The organism is Flavobacterium agri (assembly GCF_013401995.1).
Taxonomy (GTDB): domain Bacteria; phylum Bacteroidota; class Bacteroidia; order Flavobacteriales; family Flavobacteriaceae; genus Flavobacterium; species Flavobacterium agri.
In genome coordinates, this window is sequence record NZ_JACBJI010000008.1 from 93212 (window position 1) to 115025 (window position 21814).

Sequence of the window (21814 nt, forward strand, 5' to 3'; positions counted from 1 at the left end):
TTTTAGTCTATCTATGCTGAACTTATTTTTTCGCCTGTTTTAGAAAGAGACTTGTCGCTTTCATGAGAAAGTCTATCATCTATCCGTCTATTATCTTAAAGTCTAAAAAATAAATTTTTGTTTTTGTTTGGTTTGACATCATCCGATAGCGTCACGGCATCGGATGAAAAAACCCCGCTCGGTGTTCCTACGGCGGGGTTTTTACTTTTTAGACGGTATTTTCAGTTTCCTGATGTGTTCTTCTTGATGTTGAACGTACACTCGATGTATTGTTCGGTTTCCCCATCGGTCACATTGCCTGAAAAATTTCCTTTTAAGCGTGTTTCGGTGTTGGCGGTGACTTCAGAGAAAAAGACATCGGTCGGATAAAAAACGGTTCCCGTAGCGATATCGGGCACGAATTCCACATGATCGACGACATTGTCTCCCGATACGCCCGATACCACGTCGAACGTCAATTGTTGCTCGTCATTTCGGTCGGCATAAACGAGAACGGCTTCGTCCCCATCGGCATTAGGCCCATCTGAAGCTTCGACGAAATAGGGTTTCTGCACGCCGTCGGACGTGAGGTACAATTCTACGTTCGATTCGTCGTCCGATCCGGAACAAGCCGCAAAACCGACGACGACAAGCGATAAAAGTATTTTTTTCATCATAGGGATATGAATAAGTTTATGAAATGACTCCGGACCCGACAAGCTCCTCGCCTATGTACCAAGCGGCGAACTGTCCTTCTGTGATAGCCGATTGCGCGTCCTCGAACGAAATGTACATACCGTTTTCGAATTGGTGTAGTTTCGCTTTTTGCAACGGTTGACGGTAACGGATGCGCACCATGACGTCTAACGTTTCATTTTCGGCAATACGCAAATCTTCGCGCACCCAATGCACTTCGCTTGCCTGGATGTACAACGCCTTGCGGAACAACCCCGGATGCGTATGGCCCATGCCGGTATAGATCGCGTTCGATTCTACGTCGGTGGCAATGATGAACAACGGTTCTTTCGTACCGCCCACGTTGAGTCCTTTGCGTTGGCCGATCGTATAAAAATGCGCGCCTTGGTGTTTTCCGACGACTTTTCCCATTTCTGGCTTGTAGCCGATGTTGTTGGCTTCGAAGGCAAGTTCGGCTTCTTCCGAATCGAATTCGGGTTTCGAGCCATTATAGATTTGGGCCGATTCGTCGATCTGGTAAATCAAACCGTCCTTGGGTTGCAGTTTTTGCTGAAGGAATTCGGGCAAACGCACTTTTCCGATAAAACACAAACCTTGTGAATCTTTCTTTTCGGCCGTGACCAAATCCATTTCAGCGGCGATTTTCCTGACTTCGGATTTTTGCAGATCGCCTATCGGAAACAACGCTTTCGACAGTTGTTCTTGTGTCAATTGGCACAAAAAGTACGATTGGTCTTTGTTGTTGTCGACTCCCGAAAGCAGGCTGTAAACGGTTTTTCCGTCTATCACTTGTTCCGATTTACGGCAGTAATGGCCGGTCGCGACAAAATCGGCACCGAGCCCGAGCGCGATCTTCATGAACACGTCGAACTTGATTTCGCGGTTGCACAACACGTCTGGGTTAGGTGTGCGTCCTTTTTCGTATTCGGCGAACATATAGTCGACGATACGCTCTTTATATTGTTCGGACAAATCGATGGTCTGAAACGGAATACCCAGTTTTTCGGCAACCAACAGCGCGTCGTTGCTGTCTTCGAGCCACGGGCATTCGTTAGAGATCGTGACCGTGTCGTCGTGCCAGTTCTTCATGAAAAGGCCGATCACTTCATAACCTTGCTGTTGCAGCAAATACGCCGCAACGCTTGAATCCACTCCACCCGATAATCCTACGACAACTCTTTTTTTCATGATTTCTGCTGCAACTGTCATTTAGGTACTGTCAATTGTTTTCGATAAGGCTGCAAAATTACTAAAAATCTTTACGCGGTGGTAGTTTCTGGAATTTGCGCTGAATCGGGTATTTTTCTTTTTTCTTAAGCTTGCCGTTTTCATAGAATTCCCAAGTGCCTTTTTTCTCGCCGTTTTCGTAACGACCTTTCGAAGCAAGCGTGCCATCGGGGTTGCGATAGATCGCCTCGCCCTGCTCTTTTCCGTTTACGAAAGTGACTTCTTCGAGTACGACGCTTTTATCGTTCTCGGCGTATTTTTTATAAGAGCCGTCTTTGATTCCGTCTTTGTAATTGGCTTCTTCGGCTAATTTTCCGTTCTTATAATATACGGTGCGTTTACCCACGAGCTTGCCGTTCTTGTAATTCTCGAGCGTCATGATCGCAGGTGAATTTTCATGATAGTACTTCCACTCGCCTTCGTATTGTTTGTTCACGAGCTTGCCTTCGCTCACTTTGCTGCCTTTCTGGTTGTAGAACGTGTTGTAGGCCGATCCGTCTGCCTTGAATTCGCGTGTCGCTATAAGCGAACCGGCTTTCGTGTCGTCGAAAAACTTGAAGGTTCCCGTTTCTTTTCCGTGGTCGAAAGTGCCTTCGTACCTTGGGCGCTGGGATTCTTCATACACTCCTTTCCACAAGCCGTGTTTCTTTCCATTCGAATCCAACTTATTGGTTTCTTGGGCAATCGATACGCCATTGAACAAAACGACAAAGAAAAAGATACTGCTACACAGGAATTTCATGCTCGATATTTTTGGTTTTATGATATAACTGAATTCGTCCGATTTTATTTTAACAACCGTGCCACAAAGGTAAACAACCCTTGTTTTAATAAAATTTTAAAGTTTTTACCACCCGAAATATTTAGTTTTACCCTATTAATAACCTTAAATTTTAGTGCTATGAGAAAATCAATGCTTTTCAAGAGTCTGTTCTTGACTCTATTCGCGAGCGTCGCCTTGACCTCGTGCGGTAGTGATGATGGCGGAGGGAGTTCTTACGAAAATCTCGCGACAACAGCCAACGGAAACGGTCTCACTACATTTGTTACGGCAGCCCAAATAGCAGGCGTCGACAACCTGTTAACCGGATCAGGTGATTACACCGTGCTTGCACCGACCAATGGAGCTTTCGATCAGTTCCTTATCGAAAACGGATACGCGAATATCAACGCCGTACCTGTTGCCTTACTTAAAGAAATCGTGTTGAACCACATATTGAATTCAGACGTCCAACTGGACGAATTGGTTACTGGTTACCGAAGAACTCTGGCACACGGACCGGCGTCGGAATCGTCGGCGATCAGCCTTTACGTCAAGACCGATCCGGGAATAAAACTAAACGGCGTTTCTGCGATAACAACCGCCAACGTACGTGCTTCGAACGGGCGAATCCATATCGTAGACAAGGTGATCCCATTGCCTACCATCGTAACACACCTGCAAGCCAATGCCGATTTGTCATCGCTATTGGCAGCCCTGTCTTTTGATGCCGATTCACAATTCATCGCAACGCTTTCGGGAACTGGCAATCAATATCCGTTCACGTTATTTGCACCAAACAATAACGGAATGAATACGTTGCTCAATGACTTGGATGTAAACAACTATGGAGACATTCCTGCGGACGACCTTGAGGAATTGCTTTCGTATCACCTTCTTGGAGGACAGAACAAATTCTATACACAATTGACCGACGGTACTTATCTGACGCTTTCGGGTCAAAACTTTACCATCCAAAATACGGGTGGAGGAAAGAAAATCACCGACGTTCAGGATCGCACCGCTAACTTTACCGGCACCGCGACACGTGACATCCAGGCTTGGAACGGCATTATACATGTCATCGACAAGGGATTGCTTCCGGGCTTGTAATTTCTATATCTCGAATAAAACAAAAAAGCTTCCTCAAACGGGAAGCTTTTTTATTTGTAAGTTGTCTTATTTCTTTTTCTGTGCCGCCTTTTGGGCTTCGGCCTGTTCCATCAATTCCTGCATGCGCTTTTGGAACTTACCTTGTGCTTTCGGCTTTTTCTTGTTCTCCTGGATTTGCAGGTGGATTTTCTGCTCGTCGACTACATATCGCTTGATGACAAACATGATCGCGATCGTTACCAAGTTCGAGATGAAGTTGTACAACGAAAGGCCCGATCCGTAATTGTTGAAGAACAACAACATCATCAGTGGCGATAGGTAAATCATGATCTTCATGACTTTGCTCATATCGGGCATACCTTCCTGTGTCGGTTGCGTCATGGCTTGGTCGCCCGAAGTCATCTTCATGTAGAAGAAAATCGCAATCGCCGCAAAAATCGGGAACAAACTCACGTGATCGCCGTAAACCGGGATTCTGAACGGCAATTTGGCTACTTCATCGAAAGACGAAAGGTCGTTTGCCCAAAGGAAACTTTTCTGACGCAATTCAATGGCCGACGGGAAAAACTGGAACGACGCATACACGAAAGGCAACTGGATCAACGCGGGAATACAGCCTGCAAGCGGATTCACGCCGGCCTTGTTGTACAACGCCATCGTTTCCTGCTGACGCTTCATCGGATCTTTGCTGAATTTTTCGTTAAGCTCGGCAATTTCAGGTCGCAACACGCGCATTTTGGCCTGCGATAAGAACGAACGGTACGTAATCGGCGACATGGCCAATTTGATCAGAAGCGTAAAGATGATGATTGCGATGCCGTATGTGATGAACGATCCGAGGAATCCGAACAAAGGCACGAAAATCAATTTGTTGATCCAGCCGAAAATTCCCCATCCGAGCGGAATGATTTCGTCCAAATTACGATCGTAAGAATCCAATAATTTATAATCGGCCGGACCGTAATACCAGTTCATTTTATAGTCGAGCTCGCCTGCGCTGTTGAACGCCAAAGGCGCTTTCATGCGGAATTGCTTGGTGAACGTGGTATCGGTTTTTTCATCCTCTACAAGGTTATCCGACACGAAATCTACCGATTTGAACGGTGTTTTGGTCAAAAGTATCGAGGTAAAGAAATGTTGTTTGAAGGCTGCGTAGGTCACATCTTCAACCGTTTCTTTCTTGTCTTTTCCCTGACCAAGGTAATCGTCTTTTCCGCCATCGTACTCATAGATGATCTCGGCATAACGGTTTTCGTACGAAACACTCTTCTCGTTGCGGTACGTCTTCAAATCCCAATTCAAATCGACGGGTTTCGACGTATTAAGCACTTTGGCCAGACCTTGCGAACGGATGTCGAAATCGAGCATATAATCGTTCGGTTTCAACACGTAACGGTATTCGAGGTATTGTTCGGCACCGGCTTTAAGACGCAATGTGAGCACCTGGCTGTCGCCGATTTTGGTCACGGTCGGCTCGAAATACATGTTTTTCGTGTCGAGCACGCGGTTGTCTGTCGTGTGCAATTGCAAATTCAGGCTCGCGTTGTTCTTGTTGACGAGTTCCACAAGTTGTCCCGAACCTTTCTGGAAACGCTCGTATTTCTTGAGGATGGCTTCTTTGAGGTAACCGCCTTTGTTCGAAATCACGAGTTTCACCAAATCATTCTCAAGTGTCGTGGTCGCATTCGTGGCCGAAGGCAATGTAGCCGAATACGCGAAACTCCCCAGAGTACCTTTCAAGGCGGCGAGTTTCGAAGAATCGGTTGCGGTCGTGTCGGCGGCGATTTCATCCGCTTTTGCGACTTTGGATTCGTTGGCTTTCTTGGCTTTTTCGATCTGTCCCTTCTTCGCTTTCTCGGCCTTTATTTCGGCTTCCGAAGGCTGGTTCTGGTACATGATCCACAACAAAATGCCGAAAATCAGCGCGAAGCCGATCATCGAACTCAGGTCAAACTTTTTTTGTTCCATTTGCAATGCACGAAAAGCGTGCGCTTATTTACTTCTTTTTTGCTTTCACCGTAGCCTCGACAAAGCTCACGAAAAGCGGATGCGGGTTGGCTACTGTACTTTTATATTCCGGATGGTATTGTACGCCGATGAAAAACGGGTGGTTCGGCAACTCGACGATTTCGACCAATCCCGTATCCGGATTGATCCCCGACGATTTCAAACCTGATTTTTCAAGCGATTCGGCATATTCCCCATTGTATTCGTAACGGTGGCGATGGCGTTCCTCGATTTGCGCTTTCCCGTAAATCATACGCGCCAACGTATTGTCTTTGATGTCGCACTTCCATGAACCGAGACGCATCGTTCCGCCTTTGTCGGTCACGGTCTTCTGCTCTTCCATCAAATCGATGACCGGGTTGGCCGTGCCTTCGTTCATTTCGGTAGAATTCGAATCCTTCAAACCAAGCACGTTTCTCGAATATTCGATGACGGCCATCTGCATTCCGAGACAAATACCAAAGAACGGGATGTTTTTCTCACGCGCATAACGCACGGCTTCGATCTTTCCTTCGATTCCTCTTTCGCCGAATCCCGGAGCGACGAGAACGCCGTCGAGATCCTTGAATTTTTCGCCTACATTGTGGGCGTCTATATATTCGGAGTGCACCGAAACCACGTTCACTTTCGTCTCGTTGGCCGCACCTGCGTGGATGAACGCTTCGAGAATCGATTTGTACGAATCCTGCAACTCCACATATTTTCCGATAAGGCCGATGTTCACGACATGTTTCGGATTTTTCAGATGCTGAAGGAATACGTTCCAGTTTTTCAAATCCGGTGTATTCTTCTTCGGAAGGTTCAATTTCTTGAGTGTGACCACATCCAAACCTTCTTCAAGCATCAGGTTCGGCACTTCGTAAATCGTCGAAACGTCAATCGATTGGATCACGGAATCGCGCGAAACGTTACAGAACGACGCCATTTTCTGACGCAATTCGTCCGAAAGTTCGTGTTCGGTACGGCAAACGAGGATGTCGGCTTTGATTCCGCTTTCCATCAAGGTCTTTACCGAGTGTTGGGTCGGTTTCGTTTTCAATTCTCCGGCTGCGGCCAAATAAGGCACGAGCGTCAAATGGATCACGATGCTGTTGCTTTCGCCCAAATCCCAGATCAACTGGCGCACCGATTCGATGTACGGAAGCGACTCGATGTCACCGACCGTTCCGCCAATCTCGGTAATCACGATGTCGTAATTGCCCGAATTGCCGAGCAATTGCATACGTTCCTTGATTTCGTTGGTGATGTGAGGCACGACTTGGACGGTCTTGCCCAGGAATTCGCCTCTTCTCTCCTTCTCGATGACCGAAAGGTAAACACGCCCTGTCGTCACGTTGTTTGCCTGTGAAGTCGGCACGTTGAGGAATCTTTCGTAATGGCCGAGGTCGAGGTCGGTTTCGGCTCCGTCATCGGTCACGTAACATTCACCGTGCTCGTAAGGATTCAAAGTTCCCGGATCGACGTTGATGTACGGATCGAATTTCTGGATAGTCGTGCGGTAACCGCGGGCTTGTAATAGTTTTGCAAGCGACGCCGCTATAATCCCTTTTCCGAGGGAAGATGTCACACCGCCGGTAACAAAAATATATTTCGTTTGGTTCATAAATCGTAAATGCAGTTGTGTTGTATTGTTTTTGTTCTGTCAAAAACGGGGCAAAAGTACGTTTTTAAATTGAGATTCCTCAATCGGAAATTCACAATTCTATCCAAATTTAAGGCTTTGGGAATCGTTGGCGCAAATCGCGAAGGATGCCTTCCATCCCATTGACTTTCAACTCGTAAACCTCGAGCACCTGGCGACCTAACGTACTGTTGGGCAAACGGTTGTTCTTGAGCCAGATTACGTAATACTCGGGAAGGTCAGACAGGTATCGGCCTTCGTACTTTCCGTAAGGCATCTTGGCATAGGCCAGTTTGAGCAGTTGTTCTTTGTAGTTTGGCTGTTGCATCAGGCCGAATAAGAGTCTGATCCGATGTCGTCCATCTCGCCTTTGTGGTTGCCGATGTTCTTCGGATTATACCCGTAGCGATTTTCGCCATATTGACTGTCGGCAAACAAAAGATACAGTCCGAAAAACGGGATCAGGATGCACCAACCGCTGTAACCCGTGTCGTGTGAACGCTTGACGGCTTGTGCGATCCGGAACCACATCGTTCCGAAAATCAGGAAAGGAGATACGACGAGAAACCATACGCTTAGAGTAGCCAACCCGAACATGAGCAAAGACCCGAACATGACGACACCGAGAACGACAAGCAGGCTAAAGCCGTACTCGAGCCTTCTGATTCGGCCCGAAAAAGAAAAAGGATTGCGGAACATAGGTTTGGTTTGTGCAAGTTTAGGAAAATCCGTTTCGTGGAAAATGCGACTACGTTGAAAGTTATCAACCTTATCCCAACAAAAAAGTCCTCCGGATCGAAGGACTTTAAAATATCAAACAAAGGACCGCTTATTCCGCAGATCCAATTTGCTCCACTTCATTTCCGTTGCCTTGGTTTTTTGGGTTCGGACCATAAGCGTTTTCGCCATACTCTCCGTCGGCGAACAACAACCAAAGACCGTAGAACGGAATCAATTGCCACCAGCCGCTGTTTCCACGGTCATGGCAACGCTTGGCCGCTTGGGCAATCATAAACCAGATGAGCGGGATGATGACCACGAACAGCACGATGCTTCCTACAGTTGACGGGTTTCCGGTAAGCATACCGCTACCGAAAAGCAACGAATAATACACGATGATGTAAAGGATCAGACTCAAGCCGTACTCCATTCTACGGATGCGGCCTTCAAAAGAAAAAGGGTTCTTGAACATAATAATTCTTTATTGGTTATAAGACAAGTATAGGAAATTACGACCAATACTCTAAGAATCAACCAAAAAAGTTATCAACTACCCCAACGGAAGGTCACGATTTTCTCGATGTCCGGATGCAGACTCAAATATACCGGACACGTCAAAGCCGTGCGCTCGAGGATGGTTTTGGTCTTCTCGTCGGCTGCGATCTTCATGTCGAGATGCACTTCGATTTTCGAGATTTTTCGTGGTTCGGCCTGCATGTGTTTGGTCACTTCGGCAGTCGCGCCCGTGAAATCGACATCGATCGTTCGCGCTTTGATGCCCATCACGGTAAGCATGCAGCTTGCCAGTGCGTTGGCGACCGTATCGGTAGGCGAAAACGCTTCACCTTTACCGTTGTTGTCTTTGGGAGCATCCGAAAGGATTTCGCTTCCCGATTGTATATGCACCGACGACGTTCTCAAATCGCCCAGATAAGTCACTTTTGAAGTCATTATTCTACCTCCTTGACACTAAGGTCTTCGTTATATTGCAAAATATAAATTCCTTTGTTTACGAAACCGCCGTCTTTTGGTGTGTAGTCGAATTTACTTTCGACTTGTTCCGTTTTCTGTTCGGCTGCCGAATCGGCAAACGATTTTCCTTGCGAAAGACGCAACATCGTATCGAAGGTCACGTCGAAACCTCTTGTGGCGAACTGGTTCGGGAACACGCGGTTCTTGGCCTTGAACGCATCGCGAAAACCTTGGGCAGAAGCCGAATCGTTATCGCGCGTCATCGAAGGATACACGAGTTTCAAAACCGTGAGGCGCTTCATCGAGATCTCTTCGAAATCGAGCGTTTCGTTCGGTTCGATGATGACGAGTTGGATTTTGAAATTCGCCACTTCATTGAGCAAAAGATTGGTCGTGGCTAGGATCATCCCTGTCTTTTCGGTATCCAAAACCACATAATTTTGTTTGTCCTTCACAAGCAAAGCGCGCAGTTTGTCGGCAGAAACCGAACCCGACGGATCGACTTCAGCAAACTTCACATCGGGATAATTTGTCGTGATGAACTCGCGGTTCGACGTCCTTTTCGGATCGCTGACCACGACGATGTTCGCACCTTTTCCCACCATGAAATCCAACACCATTTTTTTTGTGTATTGCTCGCTCGGCATAGCCTGATACAGGTTGCTGAACTTTTTAGCGCTCTCTTTAGACAAAGGCGAAATCACGGGAACATTGGCCGCATTGAGTTCTTCGGCGGCTTTTTCTACGTGTTGTTGGTAAAACGGTCCGATGACCGCATCAGCATTCTTGAGTTCGTTCGCTCGGATGATATCGATCACTTTAGACGAAGCCTTGCTCTCTTCGGAATCGTAAATTTTGACGTCTATATTCAATCCCAAAGTCTTGGCCGAATCGATTGCCATCAAAGCACCCGAATAAAAATCGAGCGTCAGGTTCAGGAACGCGTCTTTCTTAAGCCGTTCCGCGGTCGCTTTTGTCGTGTCGGCACTGATTTTCGCCGCGTTGAACGGAAGCAGCAATACCAGTTTTTTCTTGTCACCGCCTTTGGCCACTTTGGTCAAATCTGTATAATCCTTGCGCGTTTCGGCTGCGGCGATCGAACCTTTGCTCGGCACTTTGAGGATCATACCCGTTTTCACGCCGTCTTTGAGCGTCGGATTCAGGTCAATCAGTTGTTGTTCAGACAAATTGAAGCTTTTGGCCAATCCGAAAAGGGTTTCGCCGGATTTGACTTCGTAATTTGCATAACCCGTCCTGACAGGCTTGCGCACGACTTCGGTCTCTGTTTTTGCGGGTACGGTGATTTCCTGGATCGCAGGTTTTGGTCTTTCCGCAATTGGTTCCGATGCATTTCCCGTACGTGTTTCAGAAGCCACACGAAGCGTCATTCCGGTTTGAAGTCCCGATGTGATCGAAGGATTTTGCTTCTCCAGTTCGGCTACCGAAAGATGGTATTTTTTTGCGATCGAAAATTTGGTCTCGCCAGCTTGCACGATGTGCATATTGGCAGTTGCGACTACCTTTTCGATTTTTGTTTCCGATGTCGTCGCCACTGCATCAACCGTTCCACCCGGAATGCTGATGGTCTGGCCTTTTTTGAGTCCGCCTTTGACGATATCGGCATTGACCTTTTCGAGATCTTTTACGTTCACGTCGTATTTTCTGGCGATGCTGTAAAGCGTTTCTCCTTGTTCGACGAGATGCGTGCGCGGTTTCGATTTGCCCGTTCCTTTAACGGACGGAATCAACAGCATATCGTTTTCCTTAAGCCCGTTCTGGGCATCCGGATTCAGCCGATAGATATCGAACGGGGTGACGTTGTACTTTTTTGCGATTTGGGTAACTGTTTCCGATTTGGATACCTTGTGCTTCACGTAATCCTGGGCCGAAGCCGCATCAACGCAAGCAAAAGCGAAAAACAATAAAAAAAAGTACTTCATAACGTATGTTGCTTTATTGGTTCGTCAAAGATAAGCCTTAAACTTACTCCGGCGTAATTTTTATGACTTGTCCCGCCTGCAAACCCCGCGCCAAAATGCGTGAATTCTGCCTTTTTATAACGTCGACGCTTACGTTATATTTTTGGGAAAGCCCAATCAGCGTCTCACCGGGTTCCACTTTGTGTTTGATCGTTTCTCCCGTCGCAACCGATGACGATGCGTCGGAATTGGCCGGAGCCGATGTAGAGAACGTCGCACTTTCATTCGACGGCACCACACCGCCCGAAACTGGGATCTTGATGTTCTCGTCGGCTTGAAGCCCTCTTTTGGCGACTTTCGGATTGGCGTCTTTGATTGCCTGGGCCGAAACATTGTATTGGCGCGCAAGACCGGAAAGCGTTTCTCCTGGCCCGACGCGGTGCGAAATCGGGGCATCCGATGCAGACACAGCTACGTCGGTTTCTTTTGGCGTTTCCGACACAGGCTCTTGCGACCGCACAGGCGCCGGGGTTTCCGCAACGGCTTCCCTGACCGATTTTTGTTCGGCTACCGGTTCTTGCTTGACGGATTCCTCTTTTATAGGTTCGTCTTTCACCGGAACCGGTATACGCAACACCATGCCTTGGCTGATGCCGTCTACCGCGAACTTATTGAGGCGGTAGATTTCCGACGGAGGCACGAGATACTTTTTGGACAGCATCTTGACCGTCTCGCCCATCAGCACTTGATGATTGACGATCCGGACTTCCTGTCCATCTTGATTTTGAGAGAAAAGATTCGGGGCGATTGCGAGTAGTAGAATCAGAATTGCTTTTCTCATAATGTAATGGTTTAGATTACTCCCATTCTATCGTGGCCGGCGGTTTGGAACTGATGTCGTATACGACGCGGTTCACGCCTTTGACCTTGTTGATGATGTCGTTGGAGACTTTCATCAGGAATTCGTAAGGAAGATGTACCCAATCGGCGGTCATGCCATCTGTGGATTCCACGGCACGCAGGGCGACTACTTTTTCGTAGGTTCTTTCGTCTCCCATTACGCCGACACTGTCCACGGGAAGCAGGATCGCTCCGGCTTGCCATACCTTGTCGTACAATCCCCAAGATTTCAAACCGTCAATAAAAACGGCATCGACCTCTTGCAAGATACGAACTTTTTCTTTCGTGATATCGCCTAAAATCCTGATAGACAAACCTGGACCAGGGAACGGGTGACGCCCCAAAAGCTCAGGATCGATACCCAAAGTTTTACCGACGCGTCTCACTTCGTCCTTGAAAAGCATACGAAGCGGCTCGACGATCTTGAGTTTCATGAAATCGGGCAAACCGCCGACATTGTGGTGCGATTTGATCGTTGCCGACGGACCTTTTACCGAAACCGATTCGATCACGTCGGGATAAATCGTGCCTTGGGCAAGCCATTTCACGTCGGTCAAAAGATGCGCTTCGTCGTCGAAAACCTCGATGAACACGCGACCGATGGTTTTTCTTTTTGTTTCCGGGTCGGAAATGCCTTCGAGCTGACCCAAAAATCTATCGCCAGCGTCAACGCCTTTCACGTTGAGTCCCATGTCTTTGTATTGGTGCAGAACGTTTTCGAACTCTTTCTTGCGCAGCAATCCGTTGTTGACGAAAATACAGTAGAGGTTATCGCCGATCGCTTTGTTCAGAAGTACTGCGGCGACCGTAGAATCGACTCCGCCGGACAATCCGAGTACGACTTTGTCATTGCCGATCTTCTCTTTGAGTTCGGCCACGATTTCGTCGACAAAAGCATTAGGTGTAAAGTTTTGCGGGACTTGTGCGATTTTGACGAGGAAATTCTCGAGCATTTTCTTTCCGTCGGTCGAGTGATATACTTCAGGATGGAACTGGATCGCATAAGTCGTTTCGCCTTCGATCTTGTAAGCGGCATTCTCGACATCGTGCGTACTCGCAAGCTTGACTGCGCCTGTCGGCAGTTTCTTGATCGTGTCGGAATGCGACATCCACACTTGGGAATTCATCGGCACATCGGCAAAAAACGCTTCGTCTTCTTTAATGAAAGACAAATTGGCGCGACCGTACTCACGTGTACTCGAAGCGCCGACTTCGCCACCGTTGAAATGGGCCAGATATTGCGCTCCGTAACAAACGGCGAGCAACGGCATCTTGCCGCGGATTTGCGACAAGTCGGGATGTGGCGCATCATCGGCACGCGTAGAAAACGGGCTTCCGGAAAGGATTACCGCTTTGTAGCTCGATAAGTCGTCGGGAAAATGGTTGTAAGGAAAAATTTCGCAGAAGATGTTCAACTCGCGAACGCGGCGCGCAATCAGTTGTGTGTATTGCGATCCGAAGTCAAGGATAAGGACGTTGTGTTGCATGTGCAAAAATACTTCAACATTTTAGATTGCCAAACCCTCGCATAAATTTTTCTTAACACTAGGGTTTTCAAGCCCAAATGCACGTGATATGCGTTATTATTGCACTATGAAGACACTTTTCACCTTGCTTTTCGTGTCGGTTTTGCAGTTCGGACTCGCTCAGGACAAACCCACGACGCTCACTTTTAAGGAATTCGGATGGACGATTTCGATTCCGCCGGGCTACAAAAAAATGCAGACCGAACAACAGGATATGCTGCTCGCCTACGAAAAAGACCCGTCGCACAACATCCAATCGTATTGGGAAGATTTCGACGAATCCAAGGACGGAAACTATGTCGAAGCGCTGCGATCGGCCAAAAAAGACCTCACCGAAATGGTCAACCAGCAATTGCCGGGTTCAGGAACGACGACCGAATCAGAAGAAACGATAAGCGGTAAAAAATTCGCGATCTTCACCTCGAAAGTCACGCTCGATGCGACTTATTCGCTTTCGACGGTAACGTTCGCAAGGGTTTTCGGAAAGAAAGCATTGAGCATCAACATTACGTTTTCGGACGAATCCGAAGGCAAAAAACTCATTGAAGCCTTCAGGCAATCGATCTTCAAGTGATGGAAAACCTGTTGCCGAAAGACGGGGTCGCCAATTATTACGGCAAAGTCATTCCAAATCCCGACGTGTATTTTGAAGCGTTGCTGCGAACCATCGATTGGAAAAACGATGAAGTGGTCATCTTCGGAAAACGCATCGTCACGAAACGCGAAACCGCTTGGTACGGCGACAAACCGTTCGAATACACCTATTCCAAAACCACCAAAACCGCTTTGCCCTGGACATCGGAATTGCTCGAATTGAAGCGATCATGCGAAGAAATTTCGGGAGAAACCTACAATTCCTGCCTTCTCAATTTATACCACGACGGATCGGAAAGCATGGGTTGGCACAGCGACGACGAGCCTGAAATCGAAAAGGAATGGGCTATCGCATCGGTAAGCTTGGGAGCCGAACGCAAATTTTCTTTCAAACACAAAAAAGATAATGAAACCGTTTCGCTTTTACTTGAGAACGGAAGCCTTTTGGTCATGAAAGGAAAAACCCAGCAAAATTGGCAGCATGCGATTCCGAAGTCGATGAAAGTGATGGATGCGAGGATTAATTTGACGTTTCGGAAACTGGTTGACGTTTGACAAATGTCGACTCCCAAAAATCATCCAATTTCCCAAAAATGCCCCAAAATATACTACTCGTCCACTTAGCACGTTAACCTTACCAACAACAATCCGTTAATAAAAAACACTAAAGCGCAAATTTGCCCGTTTAAAAAATGTGCATTTTTGTTCAAGACAAATTAAAACCGATATTTTTCTATGCAATTCCTCACTTTGCTGCTCCAAGATCCACAAACAGTACAAGACACTACTGCTGCCGCACAAAACGCCGCCGGAGCTGCTACTGTAGCCGTTACCGAAAACGTATCTTACCTTGATTTCGTCCTTAAAGGCGGAGCGATGATCTATCCGTTGATCCTGTTGCTTTTCTTCTGCATCTACGTGATCATCGAACGCGCCATGACCATAAAAAAGCTAGGCAAGCAAGACCCGAATTTACTCAACGAAGTGAAAACCCAATTGCGCGCGGGCCGCATCGACAATGCGTTGATGTTGTGCAGCCGCGACGGAAATTCAACGGCAGCCATCCTGAAATCAGGCATCCAGACCATCGGACGCCCGATTTCCGAAATCGAATCCGCAATGGAAAAAACCGCGAACATCGAGATCGCCAAAATGGAAAAAGGCCTTGGTTATCTAGGTTTGATTTCGGGTGTAGCGCCAATCCTCGGATTCATCGGAACGATTGCCGGGGTCATCAAGATTTTCCACTCGATTTCGACTACGGGTAATTTGAATATCCAGACGATTTCGGGAGGTCTTTACGAAAAAATGATCTCTTCGGGAGCCGGTCTTGTAGTAGGTGTTATCGCTTATTCGGGCTACCATTTGTACAACATGGTCATCGATGGTTTTACGGTCAAAGCCGAAGCTCAAACCCTCGAAATCATTAACGTAATCCAGTCTCCAGATGGCAATTAAAAGAAAAAGGCGTTTCCATCCCGAGTTGTTCTCGGCCTCGATGAGCGACATCATGTTCTTTTTGTTCCTGTTTTTCCTCATCATCTCGACGCTGGCCAACCCGAACGTGATCAAGTTGACGCTTCCCAAAGCCGAATCGACCGAAACGACGAAAAAGGATCATTTGACACTATCCGTCACACCCGAAAAACACTATTTCCTCAATAAAGAAGAAGTGCCTTTCGACCAACTCGAAATGGAACTCGCGGCGCGTGTACAGAATTCAGGCGACAAAAACGTCGTGATCCGGATTCCGGCCGATCTTCAGGTTCAGGATTTGGTCGATTTGATGCAGATCGGTGTCAAGCTCAAACTCAATTTCGTGATCGCAACGGCCAAGAACTGATGGTAAGAAACATGCTTCTCGTCGCTTTAGGAGGCGCCATCGGAAGCGTGTTGCGTTATCTTACCGCAATTTTCGTGAACCGCTATTTCCAGTCGGTTTTCCCGTGGGCGACTTTGGTCACGAACGTTATCGGCTGTTTCATTATCGGGCTCTTTTTGGGCCAATTGCAAAAAAACGGCCTTGTCGATTCGGGCTACAAATGGTTTCTCGTAACCGGATTTTGTGGCGGATACACAACCTTTTCGACTTTCGGGCATGAAAATATCGCGCTGATGCAAACCGGAAACGGCGCATTGGCATTCGTCTACATCGCAGCCAGTGTAATCGTAGGATTGGCCGCGGTTTGGCTCGGACTTTTTATCTCACAATGAATTGATAAAAGCCGGCCACTAATTATGAAAAAACTGTAAATTCGCACCCTATGAACGAACGCGATTTTCAGGAAATCAACGCCTTATTGGCTTCCCCAAAAAACATTGCCATCATTCCGCATCGCAGTCCAGACGGAGACGCCATGGGCTCGACTTTGGGATTGTATCATTTTCTCAAAAAACTTGGGCAAAAGCCGGTTGTGATCGCGCCTAACGAATTTCCCGATTTCCTGGCGTGGCTCCCGTCGTCGGAAACCGTAAAAATTTTCGAAAAAGACAAGGAAGCCGTTTCGGAAATCCTCGAGAAAGCCGACATCGTGTTCACTTTAGATTTCAACGCGTTGCATCGCACGGGCGAAATGGAGCATACGCTCGCCAGGCTCAAAGCGACGTTCATCATGATCGATCACCATCAAAAACCCGACGATTATGCGACTTACACCTTTTCGAATACGTCTTACGGTTCGACTTGCGAGATGGTGTACGATTTCATTTTGGGTCTCGGAAAAGCCGATTTGCTCGACAAGACGATCGCGACATGCATTTATTGCGGCATCATGACCGATTCGGGTTCGTTCCGATTTCCGTCGACGACAAGCAAGACGCACCGCATCGTGGCCGACCTTATCGATTTGGGTGTGGAGAACGGTTACATCCACAATTCGGTTTACGACAGCAATACGTACAACAGTTTGCAATTGCTTGGACGCGCACTCCAGAACCTCAAGATCATCCCTAACAAAAAAACCAGTTACACCTCGCTTTCGGCACAGGAATTGGAAGATTTCCGATATGTGAAAGGCGACACCGAAGGCATCGTAAATTACGGCCTGAGTCTTAAAGGTATTGTCATGACGGCGATTTTCATCGAACATAAAGACGAGAACATCATCAAGATTTCGTTCCGTTCAAAAGGCGACGTAGACGTGAACCAGTTCGCACGCGAGCATTTCAACGGAGGCGGACACATCAACGCGGCCGGCGGAAAATCGTTGACCTCACTACAGGAAACGATTCATAAATTCGAGGGTTTGATTTCCCAAATTTCAATCTGAAACCTATGAAAAACCACAAAATACTTTTACTGTTGTTGCTTTCGGTCTTTGCGGCCTGCTGCAGCCAACAACAGGCAAGACGTCCGGTTTCGCACAGCGAGGGCACGTTCATGAAGGAATCTGCCGAGCGCAACAAAAAACTCATCGCGGGCGAGGAAGGCAAGATCGATTCGATCATCAAAAGCAATCCGAACCAAAAATATATCGGGTCTAAAAAAGGGTATTATTACACGTACATCAAACAAAATGCGACCGATACGATCCGTCCCAAAAAAGGCGATATCGCGTATTTCAATTACGAATTGAGCGACCTCGACGGCAATATCATCTACTCCGAACTCGAATTGCGTCCGCAGGAATACCACGTAGACAAAGAGCAGAAAATCATGATGGGATTGCGTCACGGCATCAAGCTCATGCACAAGAACGAAACCGTGAAATTTCTGTTTCCGTCGCACATGGGTTACGGCTACCACGGCGACAACAGACGCATCGGCCACAACCAACCTTTGATTTGTACGGTCACACTTACCGATATCAAGCCCGAAAACCAAACGACTTCCGAATAAATGAAAAAACTGTTTCTCGCGCTTTTCGCGATTTCCGTTTCGCTGACTTCCTGTAAACACGAAAAAAGTGACCTCGCCGATGGGCTTTACGCCGAAATCACGACCAACAAAGGCAAAATCCTGTGCGAACTCGAATACCAGAAAGCACCTGTGACCGTCGCGAACTTCGTGACGTTGGCCGAAGGCAAAAATGCATTCTGTTCGGATGAATTCAAAGGCAAGCCGTTTTACGACGGATTGAAATTCCACCGCGTCGTTCCGAGCTTCATGATCCAAGGCGGTGACCCGCTTAGCGACGGATCGGGCGGACCGGGTTACAAATTCAGCGACGAGTTCAACGCCGACCTGAAGCACGACCGCGCCGGGACTTTATCCATGGCCAACGCCGGACCGGGCACGAACGGCAGCCAATTCTTCATCACGCATTTGCCGACGCCTCAACTCGACCAACGCCATTCGGTTTTCGGATATGTCGTTACGGGCCAGGATGTAGTCGATGCCATCGGACAAAACGATGTGATGGAATCGGTGAAAATCGTGCGTGTAGGAGAAGCGGCAAAGCGTTTCGATGCGTCGAAAACCTTCCGCGACTATTTCTCGAAAGAGCTCGACAACCAGAAAAAGCAAGCCGAAGTAGCCGCCGAATACCAAAAAATTTACACCGAAAAGTACAAGGCCGTCATCGATAAAAAAGTAGCCGAGTTGACCGCATTGCGTGCCAAAGCCACCAAATTGCCTTCGGGTGTAGAATTCCTGATCACCAAAAAGGGTTCGGGCGAAAAACCCGCCAACGGTACGTTGACGTTCATGAATTATGCCGGCTATCTCGAAAATGGTTTGCTGTTCGACAGCAACATCATTTCGGTTGCGGAAGCTTACGGAAAATACGAACAGGCGCGCGAACAAGGCGGCGGTTATTTGCCGATGCGTTTCGTATACGGACCGCAAGGACAACTCATCCCGGGATTCAAAGAAGGCATGTCGCAATTATCTTACGGAGACAAGGCGGTGCTTTTCATCCCGTCGACAATGGGATACGGAGCGGCCGGCGCGGGTGGCATCATTCCGCCGAATGCGAACCTTGTTTTCGAAGTCGAATTGATCAAGAACGAAGACCAACCATCAACCCGAAAATAATCTTACACACTTAAAACCAACGAAATGAAACTTAAAGCGATGCTTTTCCTGCTGTTGTCGGTCACGATGATGCAGGCCCAAAACAAAAAAGGGACTGCGAGTCCTGCAGCCAAGCCCGACGAGGGAATTTTTGCCGAAATAGAAACTTCGAAAGGCAAGATCCTGTTGCAACTCGAATACCAAAAAACTCCGGTAACCGTGGCGAACTTCGTGTCGTTGGCCGAAGGAAACAATCCTATGGTAGCCGAAAAATACAAAGGAAAACCGTTTTACGACGGATTGAAATTCCACCGCGTGATCAAGGATTTCATGATCCAGGGCGGTGATCCGCTTGGTAACGGTTCGGGTGATCCGGGTTATAAATTCAAGGACGAGATCGTTGCCGACCTCAAACACACAGGGCCTGGCATCCTATCGATGGCCAACGCCGGACCTGGCACGAACGGCAGCCAGTTTTTCATCACACACAAAGAAACCAGCTGGCTCAATGGCAAACACACGGTTTTCGGACATGTCGTTACAGGTCAGGACGTCGTGAATGCAATCGCTCAGGACGACGTGATCAACAAAGTCACGATCATCCGCAAAGGAAAAGAGGCCAAGAAATTCGATGCCGCCAAAATTTTCGGCAATTACTTCGCCCAAAAATCTTCCGAGGACAAGAAAAAAGCCGAAGAGGAAGCCGCTGCCAAGAAAATCGCCGATGAGAAAGCGGCTACGGCTAAGACTGCAAAGAAAACATTTCTCGACGGAATCCGTGCTACGGCAATGACAACCGACAGCGGCTTGCAATACAAAATCATCAAAAATGGTACGGGCGTAAAACCGGCCGACGGTACACAGGTATTCATTTATTACGCCGGATATTTGGAAGACGGCTCGCTTTTCGACAGCAATTTCGAATCGGTAGCCAAAGAATACGGCCGATTTGACGAAGCACGCGCCACTCAAGGCGGATACAAGCCTTTCCCTTTCACCGCAGGCAACAAAAGCGGATTGATTCCTGGATTTGTCGAAGCTTTGGAAAAAATGGGCTTCGGTGACAGATTGGTCGCTTTCATCCCATCTAAATTGGGTTATGGCGAAAAAGGCGCCGGAAACGTGATCCCGCCGAATGCGAACATCATTTTCGAAATCGAGCTTGTGGAGAAACAATAATCATCGCAACATCACAATAAAAAATCCGGTCGCAATGCCGGATTTTTTTATGGAGTGACGTGTAATCAACTTTTAAAAGCCCATTCCAATTCGTCTTTGTCGTTTATCACGGCACCGATTTCGACTTTCGAAACGTGTCCGAATTCTTCTTGCAAAATCAGCCAATTCGCTTCATTGAAGTGATTCGTGGCAATGTCGAAACGCTCGGTTTCCCAGGTTTTGAAACTCTTGGGCAAAGTATTTTTGATTTCCTCGACGGTTTGGCCGATGACTTTGCTGCCCGATAACGTGGCCTCTTGGTTGGCACAGATGAAATACCCGAGACGGAAATCCTCGTCCTCATAAAAAGTCAGGCGCAGACGTGATTCGTTGTACACGTAAATGACGTTTTTGTCGTCGTCCTTGAAGTTCAGGTCGGGTCGGCCCAAAAGCGTTTCGACGTGGCTCGTCTTCATGCCGAACAACAATTTATCGATACCTTTGCCAGCGGTGATTTCCATGTGATTTTTTTTGTAAAGGTAATCGATTGACGGATATTATTTCTGTAAGAATATAGCCGAAATCTTATATTTGCGCAAACATCAATATGAAAACGGAAACCACATTCGCCTCTTTGTCTTTATTGGGAATTTTGCTGCGCATCGCCCACATTCCCGGGTCGAGCCTTCTACTGATTTTGGCTTTGGGCTGTTTGGGATTGATTTATTTTCCGTTCTCGTTCTACTTTTTCCCTGCAAACGGCTTAAAAAACCAAAAGATCGGGCTTTCGCTCGGATCGGGATTTTTCCTTTCAAATCTTGTTTTAGGGATTTTGTTCTCGCTGATGCATTGGCCTGGCGGTATTGCCTTAATCTTTTTGGCTTTCATTCCGCTCGCGATTTTGCTGTTCGTGACTTTGAACAGGCAAAAATCGAATAAAGACGAAAACCTGATACTGTATTACAAAAACCTGGTGATGCGTATCGTAGTGGTCCTTGCCGTTGCGGTATTGGTATACTTGACCATGAAACTTACAGGTCAGATCGACGGCGGATTGCGCTGATTGTTATAGTCTGGAACTCAGGTTTTCTTTTACGGTAGCTTCCCATTCGGATTTGAGGATGCTCAACACGATGCTGTCGCGTCTTCCTCCTTCGGCTTTGGGTTGATGGCTGCGGAAAATCCCTTCGACGGTACAACCGATGCTTTTCATCGCCGCAATGCTTTTCTCATTGGACGCATCGGCACGGAACTCGACGCGCTCTATTCGTAAAGTCTCAAAAGCGTATTGCAGCAACAGGAATTTGCAGTGTTTGTTGAGACCCGTTCCCTGAAAATCCTTGCCATACCATGTGTAGCCGAGCTGAAGCGACGAAAATCCAAAATTCATGTCGTAATAACGCGTGCTTCCGGCATAACGGCTGGTCGTTTTGTCGAATACGATAAACGGGAATTCGGTATGCTTTTCACGGGCTTCCAAAGCAATCCGGATGTAATGTTCCAAATGTTCGCGTCCGCCACCGGCACGAACCAGTGAAAATTTCCAAAGTTCGGGCTCGTTTTCAGACAAATACAGCAGGTTTTCGACATCCGAAAACTCAAGCGGACGAAGCAACACGCGCTCGTCTTCGAGAATCAGGTTCTGTTCGAAATCGAAAGCCATAAAAC

Annotated in this window: 25 protein-coding genes; 11 read left to right on the forward strand and 14 right to left on the reverse strand. The window is 47.5% G+C overall.

Annotation, left to right across the window (positions count from 1 at the left end):
- Window positions 1-221: 221 nt before the first annotated feature.
- From HZF10_RS16050 to HZF10_RS16060, 3 genes are all read right to left on the reverse strand, one after another.
- Window positions 222-656: a hypothetical protein gene (locus tag HZF10_RS16050; protein ID WP_176007248.1), complete on the reverse strand. Its 435-nt coding sequence runs from the start codon at window positions 654-656 to the stop codon at window positions 222-224.
- A gap of 16 nt (window positions 657-672) precedes the next feature.
- Window positions 673-1863 carry a tRNA 2-thiouridine(34) synthase MnmA gene (mnmA, locus tag HZF10_RS16055; RefSeq protein ID WP_176007249.1) on the reverse strand — a complete coding sequence of 397 codons (1191 nt, stop codon included), beginning with the start codon at window positions 1861-1863 and terminating at the stop codon, window positions 673-675.
- Between the two features lie 61 nt (window positions 1864-1924).
- Window positions 1925-2644, reverse strand: a complete 720-nt coding sequence (locus HZF10_RS16060) for a toxin-antitoxin system YwqK family antitoxin (protein ID WP_176007250.1) — start codon at window positions 2642-2644, stop codon at window positions 1925-1927.
- Between the two features lie 159 nt (window positions 2645-2803).
- Between HZF10_RS16060 and HZF10_RS16065 the strand changes: the two genes are divergently transcribed.
- Complete coding sequence (locus tag HZF10_RS16065) at window positions 2804-3775, forward strand: fasciclin domain-containing protein (RefSeq protein WP_176007251.1); 972 nt, start codon at window positions 2804-2806, stop codon at window positions 3773-3775.
- Between the two features lie 66 nt (window positions 3776-3841).
- Here HZF10_RS16065 and yidC read toward each other — a convergent pair whose 3' ends face one another.
- From yidC to guaA, 9 genes are all read right to left on the reverse strand, one after another.
- Window positions 3842-5743, reverse strand: coding sequence for a membrane protein insertase YidC (gene yidC / locus HZF10_RS16070; RefSeq protein WP_176007252.1), 1902 nt, complete (start codon window positions 5741-5743; stop codon window positions 3842-3844).
- A gap of 28 nt (window positions 5744-5771) precedes the next feature.
- Window positions 5772-7385 (reverse strand): CTP synthase, encoded by a 1614-nt coding sequence (pyrG, locus tag HZF10_RS16075; protein ID WP_176007253.1) that lies wholly within the window; start codon window positions 7383-7385, stop codon window positions 5772-5774.
- Between the two features lie 109 nt (window positions 7386-7494).
- A complete protein-coding gene (locus tag HZF10_RS16080) occupies window positions 7495-7731 on the reverse strand; it encodes a DUF3820 family protein (protein ID WP_176007254.1) in 237 nt (78 codons plus the stop codon).
- Entirely contained in the window at window positions 7731-8102 is a 372-nt protein-coding gene (locus HZF10_RS16085; protein WP_176007255.1) for a DUF805 domain-containing protein, read from the reverse strand. The genes HZF10_RS16080 and HZF10_RS16085 overlap by 1 nt, the downstream gene beginning before the upstream one ends.
- 130 nt (window positions 8103-8232) lie before the next feature.
- Window positions 8233-8595: a DUF805 domain-containing protein gene (locus HZF10_RS16090; RefSeq protein WP_176007256.1), complete on the reverse strand. Its 363-nt coding sequence runs from the start codon at window positions 8593-8595 to the stop codon at window positions 8233-8235.
- A 74-nt stretch (window positions 8596-8669) separates the two neighbouring features.
- Window positions 8670-9074: an OsmC family protein gene (locus HZF10_RS16095; protein WP_176007257.1), complete on the reverse strand. Its 405-nt coding sequence runs from the start codon at window positions 9072-9074 to the stop codon at window positions 8670-8672.
- Window positions 9074-11035 carry a LysM peptidoglycan-binding domain-containing protein gene (locus HZF10_RS16100; protein ID WP_176007258.1) on the reverse strand — a complete coding sequence of 654 codons (1962 nt, stop codon included), beginning with the start codon at window positions 11033-11035 and terminating at the stop codon, window positions 9074-9076. Before HZF10_RS16100 ends, HZF10_RS16095 begins: the two co-directional genes overlap by 1 nt.
- A gap of 43 nt (window positions 11036-11078) precedes the next feature.
- Window positions 11079-11855 carry a LysM peptidoglycan-binding domain-containing protein gene (locus HZF10_RS16105; protein WP_176007259.1) on the reverse strand — a complete coding sequence of 259 codons (777 nt, stop codon included), beginning with the start codon at window positions 11853-11855 and terminating at the stop codon, window positions 11079-11081.
- A gap of 16 nt (window positions 11856-11871) precedes the next feature.
- Window positions 11872-13401, reverse strand: coding sequence for a glutamine-hydrolyzing GMP synthase (gene guaA, locus HZF10_RS16110; protein ID WP_176007260.1), 1530 nt, complete (start codon window positions 13399-13401; stop codon window positions 11872-11874).
- A 106-nt stretch (window positions 13402-13507) separates the two neighbouring features.
- Here guaA and HZF10_RS16115 point away from each other — a divergent pair, with 106 nt between their 5' ends.
- The 9 genes from HZF10_RS16115 (at window position 13508) to HZF10_RS16155 (ending at window position 20167) form a co-directional block, all read left to right on the forward strand.
- Window positions 13508-14014 (forward strand): hypothetical protein, encoded by a 507-nt coding sequence (locus tag HZF10_RS16115; protein WP_176007261.1) that lies wholly within the window; start codon window positions 13508-13510, stop codon window positions 14012-14014.
- Window positions 14014-14589 (forward strand): alpha-ketoglutarate-dependent dioxygenase AlkB family protein, encoded by a 576-nt coding sequence (locus tag HZF10_RS16120; RefSeq protein WP_176007262.1) that lies wholly within the window; start codon window positions 14014-14016, stop codon window positions 14587-14589. The genes HZF10_RS16115 and HZF10_RS16120 overlap by 1 nt, the downstream gene beginning before the upstream one ends.
- Window positions 14590-14769: 180 nt before the next feature.
- Entirely contained in the window at window positions 14770-15492 is a 723-nt protein-coding gene (locus HZF10_RS16125; protein ID WP_176007263.1) for a MotA/TolQ/ExbB proton channel family protein, read from the forward strand.
- Window positions 15482-15877: an ExbD/TolR family protein gene (locus HZF10_RS16130; protein ID WP_176007264.1), complete on the forward strand. Its 396-nt coding sequence runs from the start codon at window positions 15482-15484 to the stop codon at window positions 15875-15877. The genes HZF10_RS16125 and HZF10_RS16130 overlap by 11 nt, the downstream gene beginning before the upstream one ends.
- The gene (crcB, locus tag HZF10_RS16135) at window positions 15877-16248 is read left to right on the forward strand and encodes a fluoride efflux transporter CrcB (protein ID WP_176007265.1); all 372 of its coding nucleotides are present in this window, start codon (window positions 15877-15879) and stop codon (window positions 16246-16248) included. The genes HZF10_RS16130 and crcB overlap by 1 nt, the downstream gene beginning before the upstream one ends.
- A gap of 50 nt (window positions 16249-16298) precedes the next feature.
- A complete protein-coding gene (locus HZF10_RS16140) occupies window positions 16299-17303 on the forward strand; it encodes a DHH family phosphoesterase (RefSeq protein ID WP_176007266.1) in 1005 nt (334 codons plus the stop codon).
- 5 nt (window positions 17304-17308) lie between these two features.
- The gene (gene gldI / locus HZF10_RS16145; RefSeq protein ID WP_176007267.1) at window positions 17309-17872 is read left to right on the forward strand and encodes a gliding motility-associated peptidyl-prolyl isomerase GldI; all 564 of its coding nucleotides are present in this window, start codon (window positions 17309-17311) and stop codon (window positions 17870-17872) included.
- Window positions 17873-19009 carry a peptidylprolyl isomerase gene (locus HZF10_RS16150; RefSeq protein ID WP_176007268.1) on the forward strand — a complete coding sequence of 379 codons (1137 nt, stop codon included), beginning with the start codon at window positions 17873-17875 and terminating at the stop codon, window positions 19007-19009.
- Window positions 19010-19033: 24 nt separating this feature from the next.
- The gene (locus tag HZF10_RS16155; RefSeq protein ID WP_176007269.1) at window positions 19034-20167 is read left to right on the forward strand and encodes a peptidylprolyl isomerase; all 1134 of its coding nucleotides are present in this window, start codon (window positions 19034-19036) and stop codon (window positions 20165-20167) included.
- Window positions 20168-20232: 65 nt separating this feature from the next.
- Here HZF10_RS16155 and HZF10_RS16160 read toward each other — a convergent pair whose 3' ends face one another.
- Entirely contained in the window at window positions 20233-20667 is a 435-nt protein-coding gene (locus HZF10_RS16160; RefSeq protein ID WP_176007270.1) for a hypothetical protein, read from the reverse strand.
- An 86-nt stretch (window positions 20668-20753) separates the two neighbouring features.
- On the opposite strand from HZF10_RS16160, the gene HZF10_RS16165 reads away from it, so the two are divergent.
- Window positions 20754-21209, forward strand: coding sequence for a hypothetical protein (locus HZF10_RS16165; RefSeq protein WP_176007271.1), 456 nt, complete (start codon window positions 20754-20756; stop codon window positions 21207-21209).
- A gap of 3 nt (window positions 21210-21212) precedes the next feature.
- Here the strand turns inward: HZF10_RS16165 and HZF10_RS16170 are convergent, their stop codons facing one another.
- Window positions 21213-21809 (reverse strand): GNAT family N-acetyltransferase, encoded by a 597-nt coding sequence (locus HZF10_RS16170; RefSeq protein ID WP_176007272.1) that lies wholly within the window; start codon window positions 21807-21809, stop codon window positions 21213-21215.
- Between the last annotated feature and the right edge of the window lie 5 nt (window positions 21810-21814).